This window comes from Nocardia transvalensis, from assembly GCF_015477765.1.
In the GTDB taxonomy this organism is placed as follows: domain Bacteria; phylum Actinomycetota; class Actinomycetes; order Mycobacteriales; family Mycobacteriaceae; genus Nocardia; species Nocardia transvalensis_A.
Genome location: NZ_JADLQQ010000004.1, coordinates 411,854 through 425,722 on the forward strand (window position 1 = coordinate 411,854; position 13,869 = coordinate 425,722).

14 protein-coding genes are annotated in these 13,869 nt (G+C 68.4%); 11 read left to right on the forward strand and 3 right to left on the reverse strand.

Going from position 1 to position 13,869, the window contains the following annotated elements:
- Positions 1-19 precede the first annotated feature (19 nt).
- The 5 genes from IU452_RS13640 to IU452_RS13660 all read left to right on the forward strand — a co-directional run bounded on the left by IU452_RS13640 (position 20) and on the right by IU452_RS13660 (position 5,047).
- On the forward strand, positions 20-436 hold the full coding sequence (locus IU452_RS13640; RefSeq protein WP_195109364.1) for a helix-turn-helix domain-containing protein: 417 nt from the start codon (positions 20-22) through the stop codon (positions 434-436).
- Between the two features lie 210 nt (positions 437-646).
- Entirely contained in the window at positions 647-1,456 is an 810-nt protein-coding gene (locus IU452_RS13645; protein ID WP_195109365.1) for a PspA/IM30 family protein, read from the forward strand.
- 324 nt (positions 1,457-1,780) lie between these two features.
- Positions 1,781-2,788 carry a phage shock envelope stress response protein PspM gene (pspM, locus tag IU452_RS13650; protein WP_324192599.1) on the forward strand — a complete coding sequence of 336 codons (1,008 nt, stop codon included), beginning with the start codon at positions 1,781-1,783 and terminating at the stop codon, positions 2,786-2,788.
- A gap of 124 nt (positions 2,789-2,912) precedes the next feature.
- Positions 2,913-4,025 (forward strand): hypothetical protein, encoded by a 1,113-nt coding sequence (locus IU452_RS13655; protein ID WP_195109366.1) that lies wholly within the window; start codon positions 2,913-2,915, stop codon positions 4,023-4,025.
- A 2-nt stretch (positions 4,026-4,027) separates the two neighbouring features.
- Entirely contained in the window at positions 4,028-5,047 is a 1,020-nt protein-coding gene (locus IU452_RS13660) for a phosphotransferase family protein (protein ID WP_195109367.1), read from the forward strand.
- Between the two features lie 160 nt (positions 5,048-5,207).
- Here the strand turns inward: IU452_RS13660 and IU452_RS13665 are convergent, their stop codons facing one another.
- Complete coding sequence (locus IU452_RS13665) at positions 5,208-5,984, reverse strand: PRC and DUF2382 domain-containing protein (protein WP_195109368.1); 777 nt, start codon at positions 5,982-5,984, stop codon at positions 5,208-5,210.
- 217 nt (positions 5,985-6,201) lie between these two features.
- Here IU452_RS13665 and IU452_RS13670 point away from each other — a divergent pair, with 217 nt between their 5' ends.
- Positions 6,202-7,566: a cytochrome P450 gene (locus IU452_RS13670; protein WP_195109369.1), complete on the forward strand. Its 1,365-nt coding sequence runs from the start codon at positions 6,202-6,204 to the stop codon at positions 7,564-7,566.
- A 156-nt stretch (positions 7,567-7,722) separates the two neighbouring features.
- Here IU452_RS13670 and IU452_RS13675 read toward each other — a convergent pair whose 3' ends face one another.
- Positions 7,723-8,481 carry a PAS and ANTAR domain-containing protein gene (locus IU452_RS13675; protein ID WP_228817521.1) on the reverse strand — a complete coding sequence of 253 codons (759 nt, stop codon included), beginning with the start codon at positions 8,479-8,481 and terminating at the stop codon, positions 7,723-7,725.
- Between the two features lie 76 nt (positions 8,482-8,557).
- Between IU452_RS13675 and IU452_RS13680 the strand changes: the two genes are divergently transcribed.
- The 3 genes from IU452_RS13680 (at position 8,558) to IU452_RS13690 (ending at position 11,741) form a co-directional block, all read left to right on the forward strand.
- The gene (locus tag IU452_RS13680; protein ID WP_195109370.1) at positions 8,558-10,135 is read left to right on the forward strand and encodes a sugar porter family MFS transporter; all 1,578 of its coding nucleotides are present in this window, start codon (positions 8,558-8,560) and stop codon (positions 10,133-10,135) included.
- A 69-nt stretch (positions 10,136-10,204) separates the two neighbouring features.
- Entirely contained in the window at positions 10,205-10,831 is a 627-nt protein-coding gene (locus IU452_RS13685; protein ID WP_195109371.1) for a class I SAM-dependent DNA methyltransferase, read from the forward strand.
- 7 nt (positions 10,832-10,838) lie between these two features.
- The gene (locus IU452_RS13690) at positions 10,839-11,741 is read left to right on the forward strand and encodes an alpha/beta fold hydrolase (protein WP_195109372.1); all 903 of its coding nucleotides are present in this window, start codon (positions 10,839-10,841) and stop codon (positions 11,739-11,741) included.
- A 25-nt stretch (positions 11,742-11,766) separates the two neighbouring features.
- Here the strand turns inward: IU452_RS13690 and IU452_RS13695 are convergent, their stop codons facing one another.
- The gene (locus IU452_RS13695) at positions 11,767-12,663 is read right to left on the reverse strand and encodes an endonuclease/exonuclease/phosphatase family protein (protein ID WP_195109373.1); all 897 of its coding nucleotides are present in this window, start codon (positions 12,661-12,663) and stop codon (positions 11,767-11,769) included.
- Between the two features lie 187 nt (positions 12,664-12,850).
- Between IU452_RS13695 and IU452_RS13700 the strand changes: the two genes are divergently transcribed.
- Positions 12,851-13,309 carry a PPOX class F420-dependent oxidoreductase gene (locus IU452_RS13700; RefSeq protein ID WP_195109374.1) on the forward strand — a complete coding sequence of 153 codons (459 nt, stop codon included), beginning with the start codon at positions 12,851-12,853 and terminating at the stop codon, positions 13,307-13,309.
- 154 nt (positions 13,310-13,463) lie between these two features.
- Entirely contained in the window at positions 13,464-13,637 is a 174-nt protein-coding gene (locus tag IU452_RS13705; RefSeq protein ID WP_195109375.1) for a hypothetical protein, read from the forward strand.
- Positions 13,638-13,869 lie beyond the last annotated feature (232 nt).

Consider the following 13,869-nt stretch of genomic DNA (forward strand, 5'->3'; position numbering starts at 1 on the left):
GAGACGTAAGGAGAACGAGATGACGCTGCTGCGAGAGGCCATCGGGGAAAGTCTGCGGCGTGCTCGGATCGCCCAGAGCCGGACCCTGCGGGAGGTGTCGACCTCGGCGCGGGTGAGCCTGGGGTATCTGTCCGAAGTCGAGCGCGGCCGCAAGGAGGCGTCCAGCGAACTGCTGGCCGCGATCTGCCAGGCGCTGGACCTGCCGCTGTCACAGGTGCTCTTCGACGTCGGCGCGACCATGGCCGACGCCGACGACGTGGCGGCCCAGCGCGAGCCGGTGCCGGTCGAGGCCGAAACGGCCGCCGAGCCGGTGCCGGTCGATGCCGCCACCGCGACCCTGTCGGCCGCGGGTTCCCTCGGCACCATCGCCGAGGAGACTCGGATCGTCATTCCGGCGCCCAGGGCCGAACGGCTGGTGCTGGTTCAGGCGAAGTGAGTATCACAAGTTGCCGGCGTCGACGCGTTCGGCGCCGGCAACGCTGTACGACGGAGCGGAAACGGATAGATTCTCTATAAGCGTTGGTAACCGGGCGGTTTTCCGATTCGGGACGCCCGCGCACAGGATAGGGACATACAGGGGTGCGTGACGGTCGCGCACCACAGTCGCGCTGGAGCGCGGCGCGTCACATGGAGGCGGGATCAATCGATGGCTAATCCGTTCGTGAAGGCCTGGAAGTACCTCATGGCCCTCTTCGACTCCAAGATCGAGGAGCATGCGGATCCGAAGGTCCAGATTCAGCAGGCTATCGAGGAAGCCCAGCGTCAGCATCAGGCCCTGTCGCAGCAGGCGGCGTCCGTGATCGGCAACCAGCGGCAGCTGGAGATGAAGCTGAACCGTCAGCTCGACGAGGTCGAAAAGCTCAACGCCAACGCCCGGCAGGCGGTCATGCTGGCCGACCAGGCCACCGCCGCGGGCGACACCGAGAAGGCGATCCAGTACACCAACGCCGCCGAGGCGTTCGCCGCTCAGCTGGTCACCGCCGAGCAGGCCGTCGAGGACCTGAAGGTGCTGCACGACCAGTCGCTGCAGGCCGCCGCGCAGGCCAAGAAGGCGGTCGAGCAGAACGCCATGCTGCTGCAGCAGAAGGTGGCCGAGCGCACCAAGCTGCTGAGCCAGCTGGAGCAGGCCAAGATGCAGGAGCAGGTGTCGGCCTCGCTGCAGCAGATGGACTCGACCCTGTCCGCGCCCGGCACCACGCCGAGCCTGGACGCGGTGCGCGAGAAGATCGAGCGCCGCTACGCCAACGCCCTCGGCGCGGCCGAGCTGGCGCAGAACACGGTGCAGGGCCGCATGATGGAGGTGCAGCAGGCCAGCGTCCAGATGGCCGGCCACAACCGGCTCGAGCAGATCCGCGCCTCCATGCGCGGCGACGCCCTGCCCTCCGGCGACGCCCAGCAGGCGATCCCGAATCCGGCTCAGCCGCAGGCCAACAAGGGCCAGACCGCCCAGCAGTAAGGCAATACCGGTTCGAAAGGCATTGGTGTGATGGGGAGGTCGCGGACCAGGACCGACTCCGCGACCTCCCGCGTCCGCATCCCGGGCCTGCCGGGTCTACGCGTCACGGAATCTCCGCGCGACGCCGGGTACCGACCGTCGGAACCCGGCTCCGCCTCCCAGCCGATGCCACCCCACCCTCCTGCGACGACTCCGACTCCGAACGGGCAGAGGCCCGCGGACAGCAGTGCCGCCACGTCGGCATCGCGCACCGCACGGTCGCCGCAATCCGGCGAGACGTCCGAGAGACAGCGGGCCGATGCCGTCGGCGGCGGTGCCGGGGCGGTGCCGGGCTCGGCATGGACCGAATCCCCGGGGCACGGCGGCGATCCGGAGGGACGGCCCGCCGGTGGGACTGCTGGGGCATTCGGCCCGGGGTCGGCGAGCGCGCGGAAATCTCGGAAGTCTCGACGCCGGGACGACGCCGACAGCCGCCGCAGCGGTTCGGTGCGGCGGCGGGCGGGGCGCGCGGTGCGAGAGGCGCTGGCGCAGCAGGGAGTCGACGGGGAACAGCTCGAGCAGGCGCGGCGGATGTCGGAGGGGCTGCGCGAGGTGGGGGAGCATGCGCTGCTGGCGGTGCGGAAATGGGCCGATCCGCGGGAACGGGAGCTGCGGCGGCGTCGGCGGGTGCGGCGGCGCGGTCTGCGGCTCGGCGCCGCCTCCGGAATCACCGCGCTGGGGACCGCCGGGCTGGTGGTCATCTCGGCGCCCGTGTGGGCCGTCATCGTGGTCGGTAGCGGGGCGGCGGCGTTGGTGACCGGTGCGGCCGTCACCACGAAGCGTTATCTGGAGCTGCGGCGAAATCCGTTGCCGCCCGCGGCTTTCGTGCCGCGTAAGCTGCCGCCGGTCCGCTCGGCCGCCCGTGCGCCGATCGCTCGGCTGATCCGCGCCGAACGGGCCCTGCACACCCTCGGGCAGCAGATCGCGCGGGGTGCGCGCCTGCCCGCCGACGATCTGATCGATACCCTCGAAACCGCCGGTTCCGGAGCCGCCGCCCTGCATGCGCTGGCCGCCGACGTGGCGGCCATGGAGAAGGCCATCGACGTTGTGGGACAGGTGAATTCGATCTCGGGCCCCGGCCTTGCCGAGCATGTCCGCACGTCCGTGGGCCGCCTCGAATCCGGTGTCGCCGAATACGAGCAGTTGGTCGCCGCCGCGGGCAGGGTCCTCGCCGTCCCCGAAAGCCCCGCGCTTCCCGACGATCTCGGCTGGGCCCTGACGAATCTGCGCGATGCCGCCGACCGCCTCGACGGCTGGGCCCAAGCCCTCACCGATCTCGCCGACCGGCGCTGACCACAACCAGTCCGACTGACTGGGACGGCTGCCCGGTTCCGACCCCTGTCGCCGCACCTCGGGAATACGCTGCCTCTGCGCGCATGTGGAACACGTTTCCCCTCCGCCCGAGAGAGGCCCGCCGATGCTGACGCCCCAGGACGAACTGCTCTGTCATCAGCTGCCCACCACGTTCGACCATGTGTCGCAGAGCGATCTGCGATGGACCGAACGAATCGCGCTGTACGGCTTCGATACCAACGGCTCGGTGAGTGTGAACACGGGGCTGGCCCGCTACCCCAACCGCAATGTCCAGGACGCGTACGTGATGATCACCGTCGACGGTGCCAAGGCGCATGTCGTGCGGTTGTCGCGCGAAATATCGGGCCATTACGACGATCTCGCCTCCTGGCAGGTCGGTCCGTATCGCTACGAGGTCACCGAGGCGCTGCACACAGTGCGCGCCACACTGGACGACAACGAGCACGGCCTGCGCATGGAACTGAATTTCCGCGGCAGATTCCCGGCCTACGAGCAGGCCCCGGCGTTCTTCCGCAGCCGCGGCCGAGTTCGCGAGGACGCACGCCGGTTCTATCAGAACGGCACCATTTCCGGCTGGCTGGAATACGACGGTGAGCGAGTCGACATCGACCCCGGCACCTGGTTGTTCGGCCGCGACCACTCGTGGGGCACCCGTCACGGCGGGGGCGGCGGCAGCCTGTCCGAGGGTGCGGGCCTGCAGCCCATGGACGTGCCCGAGGGCGTGCTGTATTTCATGGGCATCTTCGAATTCGAGGACAAGCTCGTGCATTTCGCGCAGCGCGAGACCGCCGACGGGCACCGCTGGCATTTCGAGGGCACCGTGGTCTCACCGATCGACGCCGGGGCGCCACCGGTGCCGATCACCCATGTCGACCACGATCTGCGTTTCCGCGACGGCGCGCGCATCATCGGCGGCGGCACGTTCGCGGCACATACCGCGGACGGCCGGGTGCTGGAATTCGAGGTGACGCCGAAATCGGACTTCTGGCCGGGGCTCGGGGGCTACGACCTGTACCGCGGCTACGCCTCCGGCATCTGGAAGGGCCCGTACTACAGCGACGGATTCACCGCCGATCTCACCGATCCGGAGGTGACGGGGCAGCTCAGCCCGCTCACCGAAACCCTCTGCCGGGTCGAGCATGCGGGCGCGACCGGCCACGGCCTGGTGGAGATGGTCTGCTACGGTCCCAACACCCGCTACGGTTTCCGGGGCTGACGTTGAGCGGCCGGCCCCCTGCCGAACAGCTCCCGGCCCTGCTGGAACCTGTTCTGCAGCAGCGTATTCCGGGTGCCGATCAGGCTCGGATCCGGCATTGGGCGCCCAGCTCGCACGGATTCTCCACCGAGACCTACCTGTTCGACCTCGAGGGGCCCGCGGGCACCGTGCCGCTGGTGTTCCGCAGGCTCCCCGAACTCCCGTTGTTCCCCGACTACGACCTGCTGCGCCAGGTCCTGGTCATGCGCCGCCTGGCCGGAACCGCTATTCCCGTGCCGCGGGTGCGGTGGCTCGATCGCACCGGTGCCGAACTCGGTGATCCGTACTTCGTGATGGACCGCCTCGACGGCGACGCGCCCAGCGACTACCCGTCGTATCACGCGGCCGGGACCTACTTCGAGGCCGACTCGGACCAGCGGGCCCGCATGTGGTGGGGCTGTGTCGACGTGATGGCCGAGGTGCACAGGCTCGATTGGCGCGCATTGAATCTCGGCTTCCTGGCCATGTCCAGGCATGGGCGTGGGCCGGTGGAGCAACTGGTGAATTACCTTGCCGCCGCGGTCGACTGGGCGGCGCCGCGGCCTCCGCCACTGCTTCGGCGGGCCGTGGACTGGTTGCGCACCCATGCTTACGAGCCGGAGCGGGTGACGCTGTGCTGGGGTGATGCTCGCATCTCGAATGTGCTGTACGACAACAATTTCCGGGTCAGCGGCGTACTGGACTGGGAGCTGGCGCGCCTGGGCGACCACGAATCGGATCTGGCGTGGCTGCTGTTCGTGGACTGGGCGTGCAGCGACTACGAGGGCCACCCGCGGCTGGCCGGGACGCCCAGCCGCGAGGACACCATCGCCTACTACGAACAGCGCACCGGCCTTCAGGTGAAGAACCTGCACTACAACGAGATGCTGTCGGCTGTATTGCTGGCCGTGCCGCTGCTGCGCCTGTCCGACCGCGCCCGCCTTCCTCCGGAAATGAATCCGACGGCGTTCTGCACCGCCCGCATCGAGCAGCTGCTCACGTGAACATGCGCCGACGGAGATCCGTCCGGTGCGGCTGACCGCGCAGGGCCCGGGCGGAATCTCCGTCGGCATGTCACCCCGGATCCGAGTGCCGGCGGCACTGCCCAATGGAGGTGACGTACCAAGGTTTATCCCAGCGAGCTGGTTGTGAAACTGTTCGCTGCTATTGCCGCCGGTCGTCGCGCAGGCCGCGGCGGCGGGTTTCCTCGGTGTCGACGCCTTCGGCCTCGATCCGCTCCTTGCGGACGGTGTCGGAGACGGTGCGTTCGTCCTCCACCTCGTCGACCGCCAGTCGGACCTGTTCCACCGGGACGGACTGTTTGTCCACCCGCACCCTGTCCTCGTGCAGGGTGACCTCCTGCTCGGCCTCGCCGATGTCGGCGCGGCGCACCGCGGACGGGTCGGTGATCGGTTCACGCTCGACGTGGACCTCCTCGTGCTGCACCGGCACGGTGACCGACTGATCCTCGGTCACGACGTACTTGCGCAGCCGAGCCTTCCCGACCTCCTCCGGCTCGGTGCGGACGTTCAGCCGCTCCTCCGAGCGCACGATCGCGTCGTCGGCCACGCCCCGGCCCTGCCGATCATCGGCGGTCCGGTAGCGCCCGCGGCCCATCTGCCCCGACCGGTTCGGGTCCAGTCCGTAGTGGGCGAACAGCTTCTGCTCGGCGTCTCGGCTGATGTGACCGCCGCTCTCGACGTGCGGCGCCGATTTCACCGATTCCTTGGTCACCGGCACGCCCAGGGTATGCGCGGCCGGATCGTGCGAGGATCCGGCCAGCGGAACCAGCGCGTCGCCGTGGAACATTCCGGTGGACGTCGCCACCCAGGTCGGTGCCCCGGTGTTGTCGTCCAGGTAGATCTGGGTTACATCGCCGATCTTCTCGCCATGTGCGTCGTACACCGTGCTACCGATGAGACTCTGCATTACGTCGGTCATGTCTCCTCCTCTACCGATACGTCCTCAACTGGCGTGACCGGGCCGTGCCGGTCGGCAGTCGCAGGCTTCACCCCTCCTCTCGATCCGATGTGTTGCTGCTATAGCTGTCGGGTAGCCGGGCCTGTGCCGACCAAACGTCGGGCGATTCGAACCGCAGCGTGGGGGTAGTGCCAAGCACGACGAGTCCGATCGCTTCGACGATGCTGGGAGGTAGGCGATGGCGGCGCCGAGAATCGCGGGTGTGCGCGCGGCGGCGACACTGGCGGATCTGGGGTTCGCCCCGGTCGCGTCGGGGGTCATCGCCCGGCGACGACCGGTGATGGCCCTGCTCGAACGGATGCAGGCCGATTCCCGGGCGATGACGCGCATGCGGCGGCTGCGCGGCGAATTCGGTTGCGGCCCGGTCGAACTCGTGCTTCCTGGGCGACGGATCGTGATCGTGACCGACCCCGGCGACGTCGGCCGTGTGCTCGCGCAGGCGCCGACGCCGTTTCATCCCGCCAATCGGGAGAAACGCGCCGCGCTCCGGCAGTTCCAACCCCACGGTGTCCTGCTGTCCGAGGGCCCGGTGCGTGAGCGGCGCCGCGCGGTCAACGAGGCCGCCCTGGACACCGGGTCGCCACTGCATCGGCTCGCGGAACCGTTCACCGAGACGATCGCCGACGAGGCGGCCGTCCTGATCGACACCGCGCTGCGCGAGGGCCGTCTCGATGCCGCCCGATTCACCACCGCGTGGTGGCGATTGGTGCGACGGCTGGTGCTCGGTGCGGCGGCACGTGACGACGACGGCATCACCGACGACCTGTGGCGGCTACGCTCGGCCGCGAACTGGTCGTTTCTGGCCCTGCCGCATCGTCGGCGGCGCGACAGGTTCTTCGACGGGCTCTACCGGTATGCGGAATCGGCCCAGCCCGACAGTCTGATCGGCGCGCTCGCCGCCGCACCCGCCGACGCTGCGGTCGATCCGGTCGGGCAGGTGCCGCACTGGCTGTTCGCCTTCGATGCCGCGGGTATCGCGCTGACCCGCGCGTTGGCGGTGCTGGCCACCCACCCCGAGCAGTACGCACGGGCTCGCGAGGACGCCGCGCATCCGGACCGTCCGGAGCTTCGCCCGTATCTGCGGGCAGCCATGGTGGAATCGGTGCGGCTGTGGCCGACCACGCCCACGATCCTGCGTGACATCACCGAGCCGGTGACCTGGCGCGAGGGAGTCGACACCGCGCCGGGCGCGGCGCTGATGATCGCCGTCCCCGCCTTCCACCGCGACCCGGACCTGGTGCCGTTCGCCGACACGTTCGCCCCCGAAATCTGGCTGGACGGCCGGGCCGGGCAGTATCCGCAGCTGGTGCCGTTCAGCGCCGGGCCCGCCGAATGCCCGGGCCGCAATCTGGTCCTGTTCGTCACCAGCACGCTGTTGGCGCATCTGCTGACCGCGGTGGATTTCACGCTCACCTCGCACCCGCGGCCCACCCCGGCGGCGCCGTTGCCGCTGACCTTCGACAACTTCCGCCTCGACTTCGCTGTCGCCCCGGCCGCCATGTCGGAGCCCGGTTCCGGCCCGGTACGGGGCGAGCAGGTGTAACGTCAGTGCCGTCGAGGCACTCCCGTTGTCGACGGTCGGTGCACGACGTCGGCTGCGAACCCCTTCCGGTCCGCAGGATGCCTCCTTTGAACAACCAGCGGAGGCGATTCGAACCGTCCGGTGCCGTGCACGTGCCACCGGCACCGGACTCGTGTATCAGGCCTGAACGCGTTCGTGCACGGTGAGCAGGATGTGATCGAACCGCTGGCGCAGGCCCGCCCGGTTCGGCTCGACATGGCGAGCCTCGCGCACCAATTGCGCCGCCAGGTCGCGCAGCTTGACGTTGGTGGCCTGGGAACGCCATCGCAGCACACCGAACGCCTGCTCACAGTCCAGCTCGTAGATCAGCGACAGGATTCCCTTGGCCTGTTCGATCGGCGCACGGGAGTCGATCATGTCGGGGATGATCTCGCCGATCACGTCGTTGCGCTCCTCGGCCAGGATGCCGGTGAGCTCGATGTAGTACCCGCTGGTGCCGGTGATCATCCCGTCGCCGTCGGTCTCGCAGTCCGCGATCACGATCACCTCGTGGGTGTGGCCCTCGGTGTCGATGATGCGATGGCGGCTGCAGAACGGCTCAGCGGACTCCACGATCGTGCTGATGAGGGTTTCGACGGTGGCCCGGTCCTCGGGATGCTGATGCGACAGCAGCAACTCGGTGGTCGGCTCGACGGTGCCCGGCTCGTAGCCGTGCATGCGGGCCAATTCCTCCGACCACTCCCAGCGCTGGTCGGCGAAGGAGAAGCGGAACTCACCGGCCCCCGAGCAGGACCCGTTCCCGATCACGCCGCCGAGCACGTTCACCAGCGGTTCGAGCTTTTCACCGTCGATCACCGCCTCAGTATCCCCGAAGTGAGCCAGGTGCAGCCGTAGGAATACCATGCGGAGCCCCCGCTCCACGCTCGTCGCGGTCAAACCGGAACGTTAGCGAATTCACAAAACACACCCCTCGGTTTGCGTAACGTTCCTCGTCGGCGTTCGACTGGAACCCATGGTTAGCGAGACCTCGACGACAATCAGGCGCAGAGGTTTCCTTCCTCGACTGCGCCGCCGGAACCTGGACGGCTACGAGATAGTCGTCTCCGCGCCGGAGAAGCCGACGCCGGACGAGAAGCACATCGCGCACCGCAATGTGCTGATCGTGGCGTTGTTCGCCGCGCTGGGCGGCATGCTGTACGGCTACGACACCGGCATCATCTCCGGCGCGCTGCCCAAGATGTCGGCACAGTGGGGAATCGGCCATGCGCGCCAGGAGATGGTGACCGCCGCGATCCTCGCCGGTGCGGTGATCGGGGCGCTCGTCGGCGGCACGCTGTCCAAGGTGCTCGGGCGGCGCAAGACGATCTTCATCATCGCCTGCATCTTCGCCGTAGGCGTGGTGTCCTGCGCCCTGGCCGTGAACGAATGGATGATGATCGCGTGCCGGTTGTTCCTGGGTTTGGCGGTCGGCGGATGCTCGCAGATCGTGCCGACCTATATCGCCGAATTGGCGCCGCCGCACCGGCGCGGGGCGATGGTGACGTTCTTCAACATCGCGATCGGTGTGGGCATCTTCCTGGCCAATCTGGTGAGCCTGCTCGCGGCCTCCGGCGGCTCGATCGACACCTTCGAGGCGACTGACGACTGGCGGTGGATGATCGGTATCGCGGTGTTCCCGGCGCTGGTGCTGGCCGTGGCCATGCTGCAACTGCCGGAGACGCCGCGCTGGCTGATCGATCACGGGACGGTCGGCAAGGCCCGGGTGGTGCTGCGCTGGATGCGGCCGAATCGGTCGGCCGCCGTGGAGGAGACCCTCAAGATCTGGGCGATCTCGCAGCAGGAACGCACGGAGTCCCGCGGTGGCTGGGCGAATCTGACGCAGCCGTGGGTGCGTCCGGCGCTGCTCGCGGGCCTGGGTATCGCGGCGTTCACCCAGCTGTCCGGGCTGGAGATGATGATCTACTACTCGCACACCATCCTCGGCAGCGCCGCCGGGTTCGGGCCCGGCCTGGTCGCCTGGTCCGGTCTGGGGATCGCGGCCGTGTACCTGATCTTCACCGCGGTGGGGGAGCGGCTGGTCGACGTGGTGGGCCGCCGCCGACTGATGCTGGTGCTGATTCCGGGCGCGACGCTGTTCCTGTTCGGCTTCGGCCTGCTGTTCGTGCTCACCGCCCACCCCAACCGCTACCTCACCCTGGCCCTGATGCTGGCCTATATGGCCTGCAACGCGGCCGGGCTGCAGGCGGTCGGCTGGCTGCTCGGCTCCGAGCTGTATCCGCTGAGCATCCGCGACCGCGCCACCAGCCTGCATGCGGTGGCCCTGTGGGGTTCGAATCTGATCCTCACCCTCACCGCCCTGACCACGATCGACGGTCTGGGCATCGGCCCCGCCTTCGTCCTCTACGCGGGCTTCAACCTGCTGTCGCTGGCCTTCGTCTACTTCTTCGTCCCCGAAACCAAGGGTCACTCCCTCGAGGACATCGAACAATCCTTGCGCGAGGGAACCTTCCAGCCCTTGCGGGGCAATATCGGCAGCCGAGTGGAGCTTCCGGCCAAAGGCCCGGTGCCGCAGGAGAAGTCGGCTCCCTAGCCGCTCGGCCCGCGGTAGCGGAGGAAAGTCGTTGGCGCGCCGGGAGGTCGCGCTGTTACCGTTCGCCTGATGCAGCGGGATCCCGAGGACATCGTGGCAGCGGGCTACGACCTGATCGCCGACCGCTACCTGCAGTGGTCGGACGAGGTCCGCGGCGACCCCAGCCTGCGCCTGCTCGAGGAGCTGATATCCCGGTTGCCGCAGCGCCCCGCGGTGCTCGATCTCGGCTGCGGTGCCGGAACCCCTTGCACCGCACTGCTTGCCGAGCGCGGCGAGGTGACCGGCGTCGATCTCTCCGCACGCCAACTCGAGCTGGCCCGGGCGGCGATCCCCACCGTTCGATTCCTCCGAGCCGACATGTCGACCGTCGAATTCCCGCCCGCCACTTTCGACGCCGTCACCGCCTTCTACTCGATCACTCACGTCCCGCGCGCCCAGCAGGGCAACCTGTTTCGCCGCATCGCCACCTGGCTGCGTCCCGGCGGGCTGTTCCTTGCCTCACTGGGTGCGGGTGCCATGGAGGGCACGGTTCCCGACTGGCTCGGCACCCCGATGTACTTCAGCAGCCACGCCGCCGCCACCAACCGGAACCTCCTGGCCCAAGTGGGGCTGCGGGTATTGATCGACGAGGAAGTCACGATGACCGAGCCGGAGGGCCCGGTCACCTTTCAGTGGGTGATCGCCGCGAGAGAGTGAAGACACGATGACCGAGGAAAAGGCGTGTGGTGTCGGCCCGTCGCATATCGAGCTGGCCTATGAACGCTTCGGCGATCCCTCCCGGCCGCCGGTGTTGCTGATCACGGGTGTCGGTGCGCAGATGATCGACTGGCCGGAAGGGTTCTGTGCGGAGCTGGTGGAGCGCGGCCTGCATGTCATCCGCTTCGACAACCGCGATACCGGTCGTTCCACGCGGTTGTCCGCCGCGCCGATTCCCGATCTGGGAAAGGCGATGGGCGGCGATCTGTCCACGGTGCCGTACACCCTGTCCGATATGGCCGCCGACACCGTCGGTCTGCTGGATGCGCTCGGCATCGACAGTGCGCATCTGGTCGGTGCCTCCCTGGGCGCGATGATCGCGCAGACGGTCGCGATCGAGTATCCCGGCAGAGTGCGCTCACTGACATCGATGATGGCGACGACCGGAGACCCTGGCGTCGGCAGAACCGATCCCGCCCTCCTCGGCGCATCGGGTGCGCCGCCGACGGACCGCGCGGGCTACATCGCCTGGCAGGTCCGGTTCGCGAGACCGTTCGCCGGTCCCGGGTTCGCCTTCGACGAGGCCGAGGTGGCGGAGCGGGCGGCGCGCGCGTACGACCGGGGACGCGACGACGGCGCGATGGCGCGCCAACTGGTCGCGGTCCTGGCATCGGGTGACCGCACGGCCCTGTTGCGGACGCTGCGCGTTCCGACCCTGGTGGTGCACGGCACCGCCGATGTCATGTTCGACGTCAGCGGCGCCACGGCAACCGCCGCGGCGATCCCGGGCGCGAAACTGGTCGTCATCGACGGTATGGGCCACAGCCTTCCCCGGGAGCTGTGGTCCACGATCGCCGGTCACATCGCCGCCCTGGTCCGGGACGCCGAGGACACCGCACGGCGCGAATGACTCTGCCCGCGAGGGAGATCCGTGGTTATCGCCGCTCGCGGCGCAGCTGGATCGGCGCCACCAGGGCGCGGTGGTCGGCGCCCGGTATCCCCACCGTCTCCGCTTTGAGCGCGCGGCCTCCGGCGACGAGGATGTGGTCGATGCCGACCAGAGGCGGGGACTTCTTGTCGGTCGGATAGGTGGCCAGGTGCCCTGCACCGGCCTGCTCGGCAGCGTCGCCGAAGCGGTCCGACGCCAGCACGCGGTATTGCCAGTGATCGTAGGTGGCGTTGAAGTCGCCGCCGACTATCGCGGGCCGGTCCGAGGGCGTCTGTTCCAGAATGTCGCCGAGCCGGGACAATTCGTCGGCCCAGACGTCGGTGCCGAAGACCGGGGGCACCGGATGGAAGGCGTACACCGTGACCGGCCCGGCGTCCGGGATACGGGCGGTCGCCGAGATCTGGTTGAGCACGAACCCGTCGTATTCGACGGTGTCCGACAGCGGGTAACTGCTCCAGATCCCTGTTCCGCTCGCGGTCCTCCCCGGAGCGAGATGCCGGTGGGGCAACAGGTCGTCGAGCCCTGCCCTGCCCAGTCCCTCGACCGCCGCCGGGGTGAGCTCGTTGACGGTGAGTATCGAAACCTTCCGTGCGCGTACCTGGTCGACCAGCGCGCGGGGATCGGCTCCGTCGAACAGCAGGTTGGCCTGCATCACGGTCACGACGGGCCCGTCGTCGCCGTCCGAGCGGCCCATGTACAGCGGAGCCTGCGTCCAGATCGACGCCGCAACGACAACGATCGCCGCCACCACACCGCCGCGGTGCCGCAGCCCCGCGAACGCCACCACCGCAACGGCCCCGGCCCCCATCAGATACGGCGCAAACGAAGCCGCCAAGACCACCACACGCAACCCGGACCGACTGAAGTGCAACGCCACCCCCATGGCCCCCACCACCAGAGCAACCCACGCAACCAGGACGACGCCGCTTCTAACCCATCTCGACCGCACACTCAACCGACGAACACCCCCCGTGGAAAGTTCCGTGACGGCGCGAGCAACTCCGGCACCGTGGTTTCCTGGATGAAGCGTAATCGCACCGGTGCGCTCAGGATCTCGCGGAGGAGGCGGCGTGGGTGTCGAGTTGGACGACGATATTCGTGCGTGGTTGCGGCGCCCGTGGTTCTGGGTGCTGGGGACGCTGAATCCCGATGGCGGGCCGCAGCTGACGCCTATGTGGGTGGGCCTGGAGACGATCGATGGTGCCGAGTGGATCGTGGTGAACACCTCGCGTGGGCGGATCAAGGAGGAGAATCTGCGCCGGGACCCGCGGTTGTCGCTGTGTTCGTTCAATCCCGACAGCCCCTATGAGCGGGTCGAGATCCGTGGGCGCGCAGCGGGTTTCGTGGAAGGGGAGCCCGCGGTGCGGATCATGGACCGACTGGCGCAGAAATACCTTGGTACCGAGACCTTTCCGTGGCTGGTCGACGGCGAGGTGCGGGTGGCGGTGCTCATCGAGCCCGAGCACGTGCACCGGGTCGTGGGTGTGGAGCCGTTCCGCCCCGGTGTCCTGCCCGGCGGCCGGAAGTAGGCGAGTCGACCCCTAGGCGCCCCCGGGGCTCCGGGACAACCCTGATCTTTCCCCCAGATCGGCGCTGACCTGGTGATTTTCTTGGTGGGGCTTGACAGTATGGACGTGTCGGATCGCGTTGACGGCGGTTCGGAGAACTTCGGGAGGAATGGATATGTTCTGGAAGATCCTGGGCGTCGTCGCGCTGGTGTGGCTGGCCTTGATCGTGGTCGGAGCGCTGATCAAGGCGCTGTTCCCGATTCTGATGATCAGTTTGGTGGTGTTCGGGCTGTATCTGCTGTACAAGGCGTTGTCGGGGTCGAACAAGTCGACTGTCGGCAAGGTGTAGTAGTGGGGGGTCACACGGGCCGTTCGGCATCGATTGCCGAACGGCCCGTGCGTGTTTCGGCCTTCATACGGTGTGGTGCTGCCGCCCGCCCGGAAGATCGGTTACGATCTCTGCTGCCTCTCGGTCCAGAAACCGGCCGTTGAGTCAGTCGGCGTGCGGCTGAAGCCGCCATGTGTGATCGGAGGCCGTGCGTTGGTGCATGCCAACGGCGCCGGAACAACCGGCGATCCGA